The following is a 15,010-nucleotide window of genomic DNA, read 5'->3' on the forward strand; positions in this document are numbered from 1 at the left end:
GCGCAGCTTTTTCTTCGCTCTCAGTGCCGTGTCTCTTGGACACGCGCTCGATGCTCTCAGCAGTTTGTACGGCGGTGTCGCAGACACCAGTGGCGGCAACTGGTTTGGGCAGTGGGGACTTCATGAATCCCTGTCCGCTGCAATTGTGGCGGTCATTCTGGGAAGCCTCTGTGCTTATGTCACCGAGGCATTGCCACCACGGCTTGCTGGCGAGCAGGAAAAGCTGTGGCGCTCACATGTGGTTGGCAGTGTGCTGAAGCCGGAGTTTTCCGCTCCTGAACAAGCCCCGAAGCACGCGCATGGAAGAGGGCACGGTGGCGGGAAATCCGGTCACTCACACCGAAGCGCGTCCAACACTGGCGAAGGCCTACTCTTCGATGCCGCGACCACAAGCGTCGAACAGACCGCGAACTACCGAGCGACATTTCTCGCTCCCACGTTGGCCTCGTTTAGTGCTCCACTGATCATTTTGGCAATCTGGGCTTTGTGGGTGGATACGAAAACCGCCTTGTGGCTGGCACTATTTTTCATTTTCACGCCGTTGATCATTATTGGCGCTGGAAAGATTCTGCGGAAATCCAATGCGACGTATCGCCGAAAGCAAGCGAAGGCCACGCATGCCTACTTGGAGATGCTCGAAGGGCTGGGAACATTCAAAGTTCTTGGAGCAATTGATCGAGTCATGGCACGTTTTGCCAGCCAAACTCGCACTGCGATGTCTGAGCTCACCGCCCTGCTCGCCCGCAATCAGCTGATGATCATTGTCAACGACGCGGTTTTTGGCATTGCAATGTCGACTGCAGCAATCGGCCTTGTCCTGCTGCGTTTGCAGGCAGATGCGATCAGCGTTGGCACAGCTCTCGCAGGCGTTTTCCTATCCGTTCTGCTCTATGAGCCCGTGAATCGCGTCGGCCGCACTTTCTATATCGGACTCGGCGGTCGCACGCATCGAAATGGAATTGTGGAGGTATTCGGCGAGCCTGCCGCTGAAGCGTTCACAGCCGGAACAGCGCATTCCACCAAAGCCACCGCACCGCACGCACCGGAGATTTCCCTCCGCGATCTGAGCGTTGACATCGGCGAAAAGCGCATTCTCTCCGATATCAACCTGACAATTCCAGCCGGCAGCAGAGTCGGCATCGTTGGCCCCAGCGGTTCTGGAAAGAGCACACTCCTGCGTGTACTCGCAGGCCTCCAGCCGCATTCCGGGGAAGTCTGCCTTGACGGCGACGCGCTTTCGACCCCGGAGTTGCTCGCCAACTCGCTGCTCATCTCCCAGCAGCCAGCCATCTTCGGCACCACCGTCGCGGACAATCTTCGCATCGCATGCCCGGACGCAACGGCCGTCGATATGCGAAAAGCACTTCGCGACGTGCACTTACTCACTGAAATCGAGCAGCGCCCTGGTGGTCTCGATTCGGAGGTCGGCGATCAGGGCAATTGGCTCTCAGGCGGGCAACGACGCCGCCTGGCCATTGCGCGTGGTCTGCTCGGCGCCGCTCCGATTGTGCTTCTCGACGAGCCGACAGCGGACATCGATCGTCGGACGGAAGGTCTCATCAAGGAGTCCTTGACCCGCCTTGCTGAAGGACGAACGAGCATCATGGTCGCTCACCGCATGGAAGCGCTATCGGACGTTGATCTGGTCATTGTCGTCGCCGAAGGCCGGATCGTGGCTGCGGGCAAACCCGACCAACTGAGCACAAGCAATGAGTATTACGCACGAGCGCTGACCGAGGAGAGCTGACATGAACAACATCATCTGGTTGCTGCGCTTTTCCGCACAGGCTCGCGGAGCGCTCAGTGCATCTATCCTCGCACGCGTGGCTGGGCACATTCTGGGTGCATTGATGCTGGCTGTGCCCGCCTGGGCAATTGCCACAATTGCGCTGTCGAAGTGGGACGCAACCGACTCGTCGCAAAGCTTGAGCATGCAGTGGACGTGGGCGGTCATTGGCGTGATTGCAGGCCTGGCGCTGTTGAAAGCGATTCTGCGGTATGTCGAGCAGTACCTCGGGCATCTGGCGGCGTTTCGGCTGCTCGGCGAGCTGCGGTTGTGGATCGTCGAGCGTCTTATCCCGCAGGCACCCGCGGTAACCGATGGGCTGGGTACCGCCGGAATCCACACGATTGCGATTCGTGATGTTGACCGTGTGGAAGTCTTCTTCGCGCACACAATTGCGCCCGCGGTGACGGCCGTACTGATTCCGCTGATGGCGGTCGTGACAGCGGCATTGACTGCCGGAGCCCTGCCTGCGATTGCTCTGACACTGACCTTCGCGGTTGGCTTTGTGATTGCACTCGCGGGCTCTAAGAAGGCGACGACGGAGGCTTCCGCAACGAACTCCACACGCACGGACATTGCGCAGTACATTGCCGATACGCTACGACTTCGGGAGGAAATCCTCATCTACGGCGCAGCCGAGCAGCGGCTGCGGGGATTGCGTGAGCTCGATGAACAGCTTGCTCAGAAAATGCGTACAGGCGGCAAGCGGGCGGGCCTCCGTTCTGGTGCAACGGGACTTCGGATTTGGGGTGGCAGCATTGCCGTCTTTTGTGCTGGTATCCCGGCGCTTTCAGCCGACTACCGTATGCTCCCTGCTGTTTTGGTGACGACGTCCCTGGTGGCGGGAACTGCTTCATCAATGGATTCGATCGAGCGCCTAGCATCTTCTCTGCCAGCAGGACTCAATGCAGTCACTCGGATCAGGGAGCTGGCCGCGCAGCCGCCGACTGTGGAAGAACCGAAGACACCAGATGCGGAGACGTCCCTGTCCGAATCCACCAGCTCAGTCCCTGCCCTCGAACTGCGCGATGTCAGCTACCGCTACCCTGGCGCTGATCACCCCGCGCTGAGCGATATCAGTCTGCGCATTGCCACAGGGCAGTTCATCGGTGTGGTCGGACCAACCGGCTCGGGAAAGTCCACACTCTCCCGGTTAATCCAACGGCATGTCGATCCGGATGCGGGAGAGGTCATCATCAATGGCCACAATGCCCGTGACCTCGGCTCAACCAATGTCTGCCGAGCTGTTGTTGTCGCAGATCAGAATCCCTTTCTCATGGAGGCCACCGTCGCTGAGAATTTGTGTCTCGGCGCGCCTGATGGCTGCGAGGTTCCCGAATCACTGATGCACTGGGCGCTCGAACTCGCCGCCATCAACCCTGCTGAGATGCCGCTGGACAGGCCCATTGGCCGCCGCGCGCAGCGGCTCAGCGGTGGTCAGCGTCAACGTCTGGCGCTGGCCCGCACCTACTTACGCGCGGTACTAGCCGACGGCACTAAGCCCAATGACCTCGCTGCACACCTCGCCGGAAAAATTGTTATTTTCGACGAAGCCACCAGCCACCAGGATCCACTGACGCAGGCTCGTATCGTGGACAATGCCCGCGCATGTGGAGCGACCTGCATCTTTATTGCGCACCGACTTCAGACACTGGCCGAGGCCGATGACATCCTGGTCATCGAAAACGGCCAGCTCATCGAACGCGGCACGTATGACAACCTCCTGAACGCAGACGGCGCATTTGCTCGACTTGCGCGCGCCGAGGTCTAGGCTCCTTCTAACTCTCCGCGCAGGTCTTCCGCAGCACCACCACGGTGTCGACAACGTTCTTGCCATCGATTTGCTTGACGACGTCACGCTGCGCCACCACCGCTTCGAGACTCTGCGGCTCGTGCGCAAAGAAATCAGTGACCTCATCCGCGCTGTAGAGCAGCTCGGGGTCTTCCGGGCCGTGGACTTCGTTGTCCGGATGGTGTGAGACTGAGACAAAGTAGCCACCCGGAGTGAGAGCCTCAGCGACGGCTCGCCAGAGGTTCTCCCTGTCCCTGCGCGGCAGGTGAATAAATGCGGCGACTACCAGCTCAAAGCTTCCTGCTTCCGGCTGCCAGTCTGTTAAGTCTTGCTGGACCAGGTTCGCAGAGAGCCCTTCAGCTGCCAACGCGGCTCCAGTGTGTTCGAGCCCGACGCTGGAGAAATCCATGCCGGTGACATCCCAGCCCTGGCTGGCTAACCACACCGTGTGACGGCCACGGCCACAGCCTAGGTCGAGCGCACGTGAGGGGTCGGAGAAACCTTTCCGGATTACCTCAACATGCTGCGCGATTGTCGGATTCGGTTCGCCGCCAAAGAAAGAGGGCGAACCGTCATTTGCGGCCTCGCGATCTGCGGTGAATTTCCCATCCCAGAACTCTGCTGTCGACATGCTCACCAGGATAGACGGCACCGAGAGGCAATGCTGGACTACATGAGGTTCTGCGGAGGTTTGAAGTTCTACGGGGAGAGAATCTCCACCGGCAAACTGGCATCCTAGTGATCCTCGACGAGCTCGCGGAGCCGCGCGAAGATGGCCGCGCCGTCGTGGCGAATACCGTCATGATGGAACGCATTGGTCACATGTGGTCGCAGGTCGCGGTAGCAGTTGGCTGTCTCCATGGAGTACTCGAACGGCACGAAAATATCGTCGAGGTAAACCGCGGCTGCCGAGGTTGGGGCGTCGGCAAGCAAGCGTGCGGAATCATACGGCGAGCTTTCCCAGGTGTGCTGCGCAAATGCTTCCGCCTTTTCCTTGAAAGGAACGAGCGCGGGGTCCTCGTCGAATTGCCAGGGGAAAACGTGCTCACCGGTGAGATAAAACGGCTCGTCTCCTGCAGGATTGGCTTTTTCTTCAAAACCTGGGATTTCCTCGCGAATACGGTGAGCTGCCCAATTAGTTGTGGGCTGGTACCCGACGCCACCATAAATGGATTCATGAATCGCGGCGTATAGCGGACCGTCGGCGAAACTCACGCGGGTCCCTACATCGGCCAGAAAATCGGTGCGCAATTGCTTTTCGCCATTGCGAATGTGGAATGGCTCTTCCAACAAATACGCCAGATTGTGGAATCCATCTCCGCGGCCTAATTCAATTCCGATGGTGCGGAATCGGCGAGAACTCAGTCGCTCACCGGTGGGGAGAGTTTCTGCAGATTGCTCGAGGTGCGCGCAGATTTCTCGAATTCGGTTTTCGGCCCACGGATACTCGCGATAAAAACGCTCGTGACGGGTGCGCAGCTTCGCATACGTCGTGCGATAAAGGTCGTCAGCACCACGGTCCAGAACAGGTAAACCGCCTGTGAGATAAGCGTGCTCCACGAATTCCGGATAGCGGCTGAGATACGAAGTAATACAAAACCCGCCAAAGGACTGGCCATACAGTGACCATTTGGCAATGCCCAAATGCTTTCGCAATGCTTCCGCGTCTTCGACGATGTATTCCTGACGCAATTGTGCAAGCCGCTCGGCTGGAATATCCGCAATATTGGCCGCATCAATTCGATGCGAGCGCCCAGTGCCGCGCTGATCCAGCAGGATGACGCGGAATTCCTTCAGCGCCTCACCGATTACTCCGCTGGCACCTACCGGACGCGGTGCCGGAAATCCCGGGCCGCCCTGCAAATAGACAATTGCCGGCGCATCCTCATTTCCTGGCGCATAGATTTCCCTGGCGAAAAGCTCAAATGTCGCGGCATTCGCAGCTTCGGTAAAAGGATCCCAGGGCACCTCAACGGTGTGTTCCTTAATAATGTGCCCAAAATGCCTGCTTGCAGTACTCGTCGATGCCATGTCTCTACCGCTCCTCTAATCCCGCTGCTCGTATTTCTTCATCAGCTTTGCGACGAGTAAATCGGTCGCCTCATCGTCAGCAAGAATTTGATCCAACATCTCCCGGTATTCCCGCTGCCGCAGTGCCGTATCTTCTCCATAGCCATCATAGGAATCACCGGATAGGTCCACACCGAAATCGGATTCGTCGCTGTCATCCTGCACTGTCTCCTGCTGTGCCGTCGGCATGTGCAGATCCGCTGGAAAGTCCGCATTGAACTCCTCCAGGAATTCCTCCGCGCTGGCCTCAGCGTCGGAACGAGACACTCCCCTATCAACCTCAGCCTGAATGCGACGCTGCAGCGCCTTTTCCATCTGACGGTGACGCCAGCTGCGGAGGCGTGCGGGCTCGAAACGTCGACCAACCTCGCGACTCTTGCCCTCTGCTCGACGTGCGAGGACCGCAATCTGCGCCGCGGTGTCGTTCAGTGGCGCCCACTCCGAGTGTGCCGACACTCGCCAATTACCCCAGTACCCCAGCAGCGAAAGCAGGATGCTGACGATAGGACCAATGACCATGGACACGGCCATAAACCCCAAATGGTGGCCTCCGATGACAATGACCGCGCAAGCCACGGCCGGGATGACCGTGGGCTGGTTGCCGCCGAAAACAGCGGGTACCCGCCCGGTCACAATGTCGCGGATCATGGAACCACCAGTGGCGGTGAAAACGCCCATCATGATGCACGGCAGAATGGGTAAGCCATACGTGACACCTTTGACCGTTCCCGTAGCGGCCCAGAGCCCCGAAACCACGGCGTCACCGTGGACCTGGACATATTCCCAGGTCTTTCCTTTGAAATAGAAAAATCGCGCGATAAGCGCACCAGTAAACGCCAGGATTAGGTACTCCGGCTGGCTCATTGCGGCGACGGTGCCCTGGTTAATCAGAACGTCGCGAATCATGCCGCCGCCCAATGCGGAGAACAGCGCAATAAAGAAGAACCCGATAATGTCGTAGCCTCGTTGCCGGGCGATGGTGCCGCCAATGATGCCCATGAGCAGGACACCACTGACATCGGACCACCGGTACATCGACTCGATGAGCGGATCTACTTCTGCGACGTTCATGATGTTCAAGCTTAGACGCTGCTATTTTTCAAGCATCAACGAAAGGTCGGGATACCCATGGAAAACGCTGACACCTTTGCTTCGGCACGTCCCAGCGACAGGCTCATGCGCGGCATCGCTACCGCTTCCCGCGCGCACGATGGGCACTACCGAAAGGGCTCTGGCGTTCCCTATATCAGCCATCCGATGTCGGTGATGTTGATTGCGGCAAGCATGACTAACGACGAAGACGTACTGTTGGCAGCCCTTTTCCATGACATCTTGGAAGATGTACCGAAAAACTACTCCCGCGAGCAGATGGAAAATGAGTTTGGTCCTCACGTGGTTGAAATCGTCGAGGGCGTCACCAAGGACTCTTCCCTGCCTTCCTGGCAAGAGCGTGCCGATGCTTACCTGGAGCAGTTGTCCCGTGGCAGCGAAGAATCCGTCATCGTGGCCGCCGCGGACAAGTTCCACAATCTCAGCCAGACTCTGGAGGATTTAGACCGCGATGGCCACGCTCTGTGGGAACGCTTTCGTTCAACTCCGAGCCAGCAACTGTGGTGGTACACAAGCGTCCGCAACGTGATTGCCGAACGACTGCCCGACATGCCTTTGCTAGCGGACCTGAGCGTTCTTATTGAGCGCCTCGATTCCTGGGTACAAGAGGCGTAACCTGCGAGTCAACAATTAAACCGACAATTAATCCAGGAATACACGACAGGAGAATAATAGTGACTTCCGTTAATGCTTCGTCCACAGCCGAACTGCCCACCACCACTCAGCAATGGGTTTTAGCGTCTCGTCCGTCTGGCCTGCCAACTGACGAGAATTTCCGCCTCGAGACCGTCGATTTGCCAGAGCTTAACGACGGCGACATTTTGGTAGCCAACTCGGTCGCTACCGTCGATCCCTACATGCGCGGCCGTATGAATGATGTCAAGTCGTACGTCCCGCCTTTCCAGCTCGACCAGCCAATGACTGGCGGCGCTGTGGGCACTGTCCTCGCGTCCAAGTCGGATAAGTTCAAGGTTGGCGACGCTGTCCGCCACTCTTACGGCTGGCAGACCAATGCTGTTATTGCCGATTCCGAGGCAACACCGGTTGACCTCAACGTTGCTCCAGCTGCAGCCTATCTGGGAATTCTTGGACTTACTGGCCTTACTGCTTACGTTGGGCTGAGTGCCGTCGGAGAGATGAAGGAAGGCGACATCGTCTTTATCTCTGGCGCTGCTGGCGCAGTTGGCTCGGCTGCTGGTCAGTTCGCCAAGCAGATGGGCGCATCCCGTGTCATTGGCTCCGCCGGCTCGGACGAGAAGGTTAAGCGCCTGCTCGAACTCGGCTTCGATGCCGCTTTTAACTACAACGACGGCCCGGTTGCAGAGCAGCTAGCAAAGGCGGCACCAGAGGGCATTGACTTCTACTTCGACAACGTTGGTGGAGACCACCTGGAGGCAGCCATCGGCGCGATGCGCACCTTTGGCCGTGTCGCTATGTGTGGCGCAATCTCCCAGTACAACAACACCGGAGCTCCGACCGGACCACGCAACCTAGCTCTGGCCATTGGCAAGTGCATTACGTTGCGCGGCTTCGTATTGGGCAAGTACCTGCACCTGGCAGGTGAATTCCAGGAGCGAATGGCTCCGCTGGTCGTCAGCGGTAAGGTCGCTTACGATGTCACCACTCGCCACGGTATCGAGAACATGCCAGCTGCATTCCTCGAGCTGTTTAGCGGAGGCAATACCGGCAAGATGGTCGTAGAGTTCTAAAGACCTGCCTTGCGCGGAACCGAGACTTCCTTCAGCCTGCTGGACATCGCGACACCAACCAATCCCATCAGCGCCAGGAAGATCAAAGCTGCCGCGGGACCGAAGCTAGCGATAACACCTGACAACGCACCGACGATGAGCAGGACAACGCCCATGATGGTGTTGGCCGCTCCGACGTACTCGGTGCGCTTGTCTCCTTCTGCCATGTCAACGACATAGGTCGACCGAGCCACGCGAACACCGGCGTGGACGACCGACATTGCGAAGAAGCCGAGTGGGAATATCCAGGCATTGGTGCTGGTGGAAAGCCAGTGTGAACTGGCGACCAGCAGGAAAAGCACAATCGAACCGACCAGCGAAGAGTAGGTCAGGACCTTCTTTGAGGATTTATCCGACCAGATTCCGGCGACTTTTCCACCAATCAGAGAAGCGAAACCCGCAGCGAGCATGAAGATGCCGACGTTTGCGTTCACTCCCCCGCCGCTACCGTCTGAAGCTTCCAGATCAGCACCCACCTGCGCACTCAAGGTCACGATGAACGACGTAGATAGCGCTGTGACCAGCAACAAGCTTCGAACGATTACAAAGTCGCGGAAGTTTTTATCCTCTGCAAAGAGCCGCCAGGTGTCCTGCCACCAGGTTTTATTCGGCTCTTCCTTGTCACCTTCATTGGTGGGCTCGACAATTCCGCGGAAAATCAAAACCGCTGCCACCCACGACAGTGCCGCAACAAAGATGAGCCCTGCCACGATTGGTTTGGTGACGTTGTCGCGGATGATCCACAACACCGCACCAACGATAATTGCGGCGACACCACCCAACATCGCAGCTCGGCCGCTGATCTGCCCGCGCTGCCCCTTCGGAATCGTACGGCCCTGGACATCCTTCGAGGCCATTGAGCACAGTGCTCGGGCCGTCGCAAAGCCTGCAAGCGCGAGGATGACTGCGACACCAAGCGCCACACCTTCGAGGAACAACGTCGCCAGACCAATCAGCGCTGCCGCGACCGCTTGCCCCAACGCCCCGGCAATCCAGACGGTGGTGCGGCGAGACCGAGATTTCACCCACGGTGTCAGCGCTGCCTGCGGAAGCATCGAACCAGACTCACGCACCGGCACAAGCATGGCGATGAAGAAGCCCGGCGCTCCAGCCGAATGAAGTAACCATGGCAACAGCGTCTTTGCCGCAACGATTTGATCGCCGATATTCTGCAAACCGTGCGCCCAAACGTAGCGCTTGGCGTTGGCGCTGGCGTGTTTTTGCACCGACTCTGGGTTCTCCCCTGCGGGTTTGTCAGCTTCCGAGCTATCCGTCATACCTTTTACGCTACCTGTCCGCAGCAACGGCGCTACCGCACGTGGCTGTCTGCCCAGGCCAGTCAAAGACCGAATCGCGCTTGTCCCCTCAGCCACTACACTCGCGGGAAGAACATCTAACATCTTCAACGAAAGTAGAAATATGCCCGCTGACCTTTATCGGCGTCTCTCCAACCTCGATGGCAAGAGCTACGGTGCATACAAATCTTTGCGTGGCTCCCACGACCTCCCGGATCTGGACGCGACGCTGTTTATCGACAAGGTCCAATCCGACCCCTATGCCCCGGCATCACGGGCACGCGTCCATATTCCGCTGTCCGTACTGGACTATCGCGGCGCCTCCCGGTCACAACCCGGCAGGTTCAGCACGGCGGAGCTCGATTTGCTGAACCGCCGCCTCGTGCGCGCTTTGAAGAAGTATGGTCGCGGGCTGTTCATTGATTCCCCAGGTCAGCAGGTCTTGCGCCGAGCAGCTGTCGCTGAGCTCCGTGCGGATGCGCACGACGTCGATAAGCATGACGATGCCCTCCAGATCAGCCTAGAAATCCAACTGCCCGCCCGCGGCCGACGCATTCTCGGGCGTGAGGCGGCGCGCTTGATCTGTGAGGATTTGTTGGACGCGCTTGACGACGCCATCGTGAACGCACCCATCGATGTGCTCGAGGCAGCCGCGGAATTGGAGTATGACCAGCTCTTTTTGCGCCGTGCAGTGGCGGACGCGGACCTGATTGGGTTTGTGGCAGACAGTGCGGTGTTGCCTCGTCAGGCGGGCAATAGCCAGCTTCCGAAGCCCGGCGCGACTGCGTTTACCTCGCCGGAATCGCTGCAGCACAGTTTTCAGCTGCCGTCGGGCAAAACCGTGCACGGCATGGGTATTCCGCGGGGCGTGACGTTGATTGTTGGTGGCGGTTATCACGGCAAGTCCACGTTGTTGTCTTCCCTGGTCACGGGTGTTTATAACCATGTCGCTGGCGATGGCCGCGAGTTTGTAGTCGCCGACGAGACTGCGGTTGCGCTGCGTGCCGAGGACGGCCGAGCCATCACTGGTGTGGATATCTCGCCGTTTATCAACGGCCTTCCCTCCGGTGATGACACGACTCGATTTTCCACCGCGAATGCATCGGGGTCGACGTCCCAAGCTGCGGGCCTGATGGAGGCGCTAGGTTCCGGTGCGCGCGTGCTGCTCATCGACGAGGACACTTCCGCAACCAACTTCATGATTCGCGATGAGCGCATGCGCCGCCTCATCCCCGATGACCGCGAGCCGATTACTCGACTGGTCGCACGGGTCCGCGAGCTCTGGGAAAACCACGGAATCTCCACGGTCATCGTCGCTGGCGGCTCTGGGGCTTTCATCGATGTCGCGGACACCGTGATTGCTATGGATGCGTACACGCCTTACGACGTCACCGAGCGCGCCCGTGAACTGCGCGAATCGGCTACTCCGGCTGAGCCTTCGCCTGCTTTTGCGCAGATCGGTGAGCGTTTTCTGCAGGCTGACTTCCCCGCCGGCGAGAGCCGCGGACGTGGCGGTCACGGTGGCCGTGATGGACACGGTGGTCGCGGTGGTCGCGGTGGTCGTGGCCGAGGCTCGAAACCACCTAAGCCACCGCGTGCGCGTGGTCTCGAGCTGATTCAGGTGGGCAAGGACGATCTTGACTTGCGCGCTGTCGGCCAATTGATGGATTCCTCCCAAACAGAAGCCATTGCCCGGATTCTGGGGGCCGTCGTCAAGCAGCTCGATGGGCGTACTGACCTCACCGAGCTGATCCAGCGCGAATACGACAACTTTTGTCATTCGCTCTTCGATGCGACAGCTGCGTCCACCAACTCTGGTCATCTCGCGGAACCGCGTTTCCAGGAGGTTGCGGCGGCAATCAACAGGCTTCGGCTCTTGCGGTAGCGGATTCCAGAACAGCACCCCCTACGGCTGCCGAAGCAAACTTCCTCAACTGATTTCGGCGTCAGGTCTTGACCTTGACGCGGCGTCAAACAGAAAGATGATTCCCGTGAGCAACAACGACAACGAGTACACCATCGGTGAAACGGCCGAACTCCTGGGCGTTACCACGCGCACGCTGCGACATTGGGACGCCATCGGACTACTCAGCCCGCAGTATCGCACGTGGTCCGATTACCGCCTCTACACCGACGAGGACATCGACACCGCGCTGGAGATTCTGGTCTACCGCGCCGCTGGTGTGCCGTTGAAGACTATCGAGGAGTTCATCCACGGCGATTCCTCCCCGAGAAGTCGAAAAGATCGTTTGCTCGCACAGCGAACTGTTCTCACCGAAAAGATCGCTGACCTGCACCACATGGTGCAGTCTTTGGACAAACTGATTGAGGAAGGACACACGATGGAAGCAAAGACGAAGGCAGAGCTTTTGGGCCGTGACTGGCAGAAACTCGAAGCCGAAGCTGAGGAGCGCTGGGGCGACACTACTGAGTGGGAGCAGTCTCAGCAGGCTCAGGAAAAGATGAAGGACAGCGACTGGGCCGAGCTTGAAGCAGAGGCTAAGGATTTTGCCGATGCGCTTGCCGACGCCGCCGAGCGCCACGTCGAGCCAGGCTCCACCGAGGCGGCCGAGCTAGTTGACCGTCACTTAGCCACTATTACCCGCTTCTACGAGGCTGGCCGAGAAAAGCAGATTCTGCTGGCTCGCATGTACGTCGCTGATTCCCGGTTTGATCGGTACTACCGCGGCAATGCTGGCTACCTGCTGGAGCTGATTGAAGCTCAGGCTCGTAAGGAAGGCATTGACCCGGCTACTGCCGAGTGGCGGTAAATACAGGGAAGCAGCCGTTCAGCCCGGCCTTCCCATCCGGGACTGAATCGGCATAGAATTGCTTCATGAAATTCATCGAAGCCGCAGACTTCACCGCTGATCGCCCGTGGGGCGCACTGGATGTGGTCACTATGACTGGAGCCACAAGCGTCCGGCTCCACTGGAGCGATCAGCCATACAAGTGGCACATCAATGATGGCGAAGAGGTCTTTGTGGTTGTCGACGGAGCCGTCGATATGCACTACCGCGATGCGGGACAGGAATGCGTACGCACATTAACGCCTGGCACTATCTGTTTCGCAGAAGCCGGCGACGAACATGTCGCGCACCCGCAAGGCGAGGCGCGCATGCTTGTCATTGAAAAAGAAGGCTCAGTCTAGCCCACAGCAACAGCAGCCGACAGTGCACACTTCGGCATCCCCATAACTCCGTCATACCCCCGACTCGGGAAGGAATTAACCATGAAATTCTCTCGCTCTATCGCCGCTGTCGCCATCGGTGCCGCTACTGTGCTGGGCGCTGTTGCTGCCTCTCCAGCTGTCGCACAGGCTATTGGTTGCCCCTTTGCACCAGTGCACAAGTATGAAGAACACCGTTTCTCCGGTTCTTCGACTTCAGCAGATGCTTTCAAGGTTTGGTTTAACGGTGGCGTCTACATTGAACCAATCGTCGAAACGCTGGATTTGGTTGAGCTTCAGGTTAACGACACCCAGGTCGCTCACGCTGGCGACATTATCTACAAGGATGAAGACGGCAACTTCTGGGTGAAGTAGCCTACGCAGGAAAAACAGGGCTCAATTACAGGTCTCACCCCGTGGCAGATTAACCTCATCTGAATAGGGCTATAGCGCTTAGCGTTGTGGAGTCACTGGTACTCTGTCTCGCACCTTTTGCAATTTCTGCCACGAGCCCTCGTTTTCAGGAGTGTTCCACCATGGAAATCATCATCGTCGATTCTGAGGCCGAAGTCGCGAGCATCGCTTCGGACTACCTCGCTCACTACGCCAACAAAGGTGGAAACCTCGGTGTAGCGACAGGATCGACTCCGCTTGCGACGTATCGGGAACTGATTCGTCACCATCGGGCTGGTGAAGTCACTTTTAAGGACTGCAGCTTCTTCGCACTCGACGAGTATGTGGGCCTGCCCATCGAGCATGAGCAGAGCTACTACCACGTGATTCACAATGAGTTTTCCGATCACGTGGATGTCGACCCGGCGCGTGTCCATATTCCAGATGGCCTCGCGGACGATATCGGCGCGGCCTGCGAGGATTACGAGCGAAAGATCATCGAGGCCGGCGGCATTGACATTCAGTTGCTGGGCATCGGCACCAATGGGCATGTTGGTTTTAACGAGCCCGCCAGCTCTTTTGGCTCTCTGACTCGCATTAAGACGCTGCACCCGCAGACCGTGCTGGATAACGCCCGGTTCTTCGACTCTGCAGAAGACGTGCCATACCACGTGGTCACCCAGGGGCTTGGCACCATTTCACGTGCGGGGCATCTCCTGCTGCTGGCCACAGGTTTTGCAAAGGCGCACGCTATTGCCGCTTCCATCGAGGGCCCACTGAGCGCGTCAATGCCCGCGTCCGTATTGCAGCTGCACCCACGGGCCACGGTTGTGATTGACCAGGCTGCAGCCAGTGAGCTGAAGAACAAGGAATACTACGAGTTCACCTACGCTCATAAGCCGCAGTGGCAAAAGGATATGTGGAAGTAAGGCCCCGGTCCTTCCCTGCTTTTCCGCGACCTCACTACTCCCCCAGCCGCACACGGCTAGCCAGCGCTAGTCGTCGTCATCATCCATCTCCAGCTCGGGGTCTTCGGCACGCGCCTGCTCGTAGACTTCCTTCGCGGCCGTCAGGTTGATGACGCCGATGACAAGTCCCACGACGATGTCCGGCCATGCGCTGAACCAGAAGACGGTGACTACTCCGGCGGCGAGAATGAGCAGGTTCGCCAGGACGTCGTTACGCGCCGCCAACCACGCACCCCGCATGAGCGCGCTGTCGGCCTTGCGCAGGTTCATCAGCAGAATCGCGCAGACCAGGTTGATGACCATCGCAATGATTGCCGTTGCCGACAGCGTTAGCGGCTCTGGTGGCTCACCGCTGATCATCTTCCAGATGGCAGTGCCGAACGCCGCGATCGCCGGAATCAGAATCAGCCCGGCAAGGCCGAAGCTCGCTTTACGACGGCTCGCCAGCGACCAACCCAATGCGGTGAGAACCAGCAGGTTGATGAGGAAGTCTTCAAGAAAGTCCGCAGCGTCAGCAAACAGGGCTGCGGAGCCAATAATTGAGGCAACAATTAATTCAATGAAGAATCCGAGGAGATTCAAGCCCGCTACCCACGCGACAATCGTGCGGGCGCGGTGATCCAACGTCGATGAGGTAAACACGGGGAATATCGTAACGCCGGACGAGAGTAGCATCGAA

Annotated in this window: 14 protein-coding genes; 9 read left to right on the forward strand and 5 right to left on the reverse strand. The window is 58.4% G+C overall.

All coding sequences use genetic code 11. The features are described 5' to 3' along the window. Nucleotides 1-28: 28 nt before the first annotated feature. Both HMPREF2820_RS05885 and HMPREF2820_RS05890 read left to right on the forward strand, forming a co-directional pair. Nucleotides 29-1,747, forward strand: coding sequence for an ATP-binding cassette domain-containing protein (locus tag HMPREF2820_RS05885; RefSeq protein WP_246822228.1), 1,719 nt, complete (start codon nucleotides 29-31; stop codon nucleotides 1,745-1,747). Between the two features lies 1 nt (nucleotide 1,748). Next, the gene (locus tag HMPREF2820_RS05890; RefSeq protein ID WP_070603313.1) at nucleotides 1,749-3,557 is read left to right on the forward strand and encodes an amino acid ABC transporter ATP-binding/permease protein; all 1,809 of its coding nucleotides are present in this window, start codon (nucleotides 1,749-1,751) and stop codon (nucleotides 3,555-3,557) included. 7 nt (nucleotides 3,558-3,564) lie between these two features. Here the strand turns inward: HMPREF2820_RS05890 and HMPREF2820_RS05895 are convergent, their stop codons facing one another. From HMPREF2820_RS05895 to HMPREF2820_RS05905, 3 genes are all read right to left on the reverse strand, one after another. Continuing rightward, the gene (locus HMPREF2820_RS05895; protein ID WP_083308439.1) at nucleotides 3,565-4,209 is read right to left on the reverse strand and encodes a class I SAM-dependent methyltransferase; all 645 of its coding nucleotides are present in this window, start codon (nucleotides 4,207-4,209) and stop codon (nucleotides 3,565-3,567) included. A gap of 104 nt (nucleotides 4,210-4,313) precedes the next feature. Next, nucleotides 4,314-5,609, reverse strand: a complete 1,296-nt coding sequence (locus tag HMPREF2820_RS05900) for an alpha/beta fold hydrolase (protein ID WP_070603315.1) — start codon at nucleotides 5,607-5,609, stop codon at nucleotides 4,314-4,316. Nucleotides 5,610-5,624: 15 nt separating this feature from the next. Beyond that, nucleotides 5,625-6,719, reverse strand: coding sequence for a trimeric intracellular cation channel family protein (locus HMPREF2820_RS05905; protein ID WP_070603318.1), 1,095 nt, complete (start codon nucleotides 6,717-6,719; stop codon nucleotides 5,625-5,627). A 57-nt stretch (nucleotides 6,720-6,776) separates the two neighbouring features. Between HMPREF2820_RS05905 and HMPREF2820_RS05910 the strand changes: the two genes are divergently transcribed. Both HMPREF2820_RS05910 and HMPREF2820_RS05915 read left to right on the forward strand, forming a co-directional pair. Continuing rightward, the gene (locus tag HMPREF2820_RS05910) at nucleotides 6,777-7,373 is read left to right on the forward strand and encodes an HD domain-containing protein (RefSeq protein WP_070603320.1); all 597 of its coding nucleotides are present in this window, start codon (nucleotides 6,777-6,779) and stop codon (nucleotides 7,371-7,373) included. A 59-nt stretch (nucleotides 7,374-7,432) separates the two neighbouring features. Further along, on the forward strand, nucleotides 7,433-8,467 hold the full coding sequence (locus HMPREF2820_RS05915; protein WP_187400410.1) for an NADP-dependent oxidoreductase: 1,035 nt from the start codon (nucleotides 7,433-7,435) through the stop codon (nucleotides 8,465-8,467). Here HMPREF2820_RS05915 and HMPREF2820_RS05920 read toward each other — a convergent pair. Beyond that, nucleotides 8,464-9,783, reverse strand: coding sequence for an MFS transporter (locus HMPREF2820_RS05920; RefSeq protein WP_224433641.1), 1,320 nt, complete (start codon nucleotides 9,781-9,783; stop codon nucleotides 8,464-8,466). The two genes, HMPREF2820_RS05915 and HMPREF2820_RS05920, sit on opposite strands and share 4 nt — an antisense overlap. A 142-nt stretch (nucleotides 9,784-9,925) precedes the next feature. Here HMPREF2820_RS05920 and HMPREF2820_RS05925 point away from each other — a divergent pair, with 142 nt between their 5' ends. The 5 genes from HMPREF2820_RS05925 to nagB all read left to right on the forward strand — a co-directional run bounded on the left by HMPREF2820_RS05925 (nucleotide 9,926) and on the right by nagB (nucleotide 14,292). Beyond that, nucleotides 9,926-11,686, forward strand: coding sequence for an ABC-ATPase domain-containing protein (locus HMPREF2820_RS05925; protein ID WP_070603323.1), 1,761 nt, complete (start codon nucleotides 9,926-9,928; stop codon nucleotides 11,684-11,686). Between the two features lie 97 nt (nucleotides 11,687-11,783). Further along, nucleotides 11,784-12,572, forward strand: coding sequence for a MerR family transcriptional regulator (locus tag HMPREF2820_RS05930; protein ID WP_070603325.1), 789 nt, complete (start codon nucleotides 11,784-11,786; stop codon nucleotides 12,570-12,572). 65 nt (nucleotides 12,573-12,637) lie between these two features. Then, nucleotides 12,638-12,952 (forward strand): cupin domain-containing protein, encoded by a 315-nt coding sequence (locus HMPREF2820_RS05935; RefSeq protein ID WP_005509399.1) that lies wholly within the window; start codon nucleotides 12,638-12,640, stop codon nucleotides 12,950-12,952. Nucleotides 12,953-13,033: 81 nt separating this feature from the next. Next, a complete protein-coding gene (locus HMPREF2820_RS05940; protein WP_049172637.1) occupies nucleotides 13,034-13,345 on the forward strand; it encodes a hypothetical protein in 312 nt (103 codons plus the stop codon). Nucleotides 13,346-13,506: 161 nt separating this feature from the next. Further along, nucleotides 13,507-14,292: a glucosamine-6-phosphate deaminase gene (gene nagB, locus HMPREF2820_RS05945; protein WP_070603328.1), complete on the forward strand. Its 786-nt coding sequence runs from the start codon at nucleotides 13,507-13,509 to the stop codon at nucleotides 14,290-14,292. A gap of 66 nt (nucleotides 14,293-14,358) precedes the next feature. On the opposite strand, the gene HMPREF2820_RS05950 is transcribed toward nagB, so the two are convergent. After that, nucleotides 14,359-15,006 carry a cation efflux transmembrane domain-containing protein gene (locus tag HMPREF2820_RS05950; protein WP_070603331.1) on the reverse strand — a complete coding sequence of 216 codons (648 nt, stop codon included), beginning with the start codon at nucleotides 15,004-15,006 and terminating at the stop codon, nucleotides 14,359-14,361. Nucleotides 15,007-15,010 lie beyond the last annotated feature (4 nt).

The sequence above is a fragment of the Corynebacterium sp. HMSC064E08 genome, from assembly GCF_001811805.1.
Lineage (GTDB): Bacteria > Actinomycetota > Actinomycetes > Mycobacteriales > Mycobacteriaceae > Corynebacterium > Corynebacterium jeikeium_D.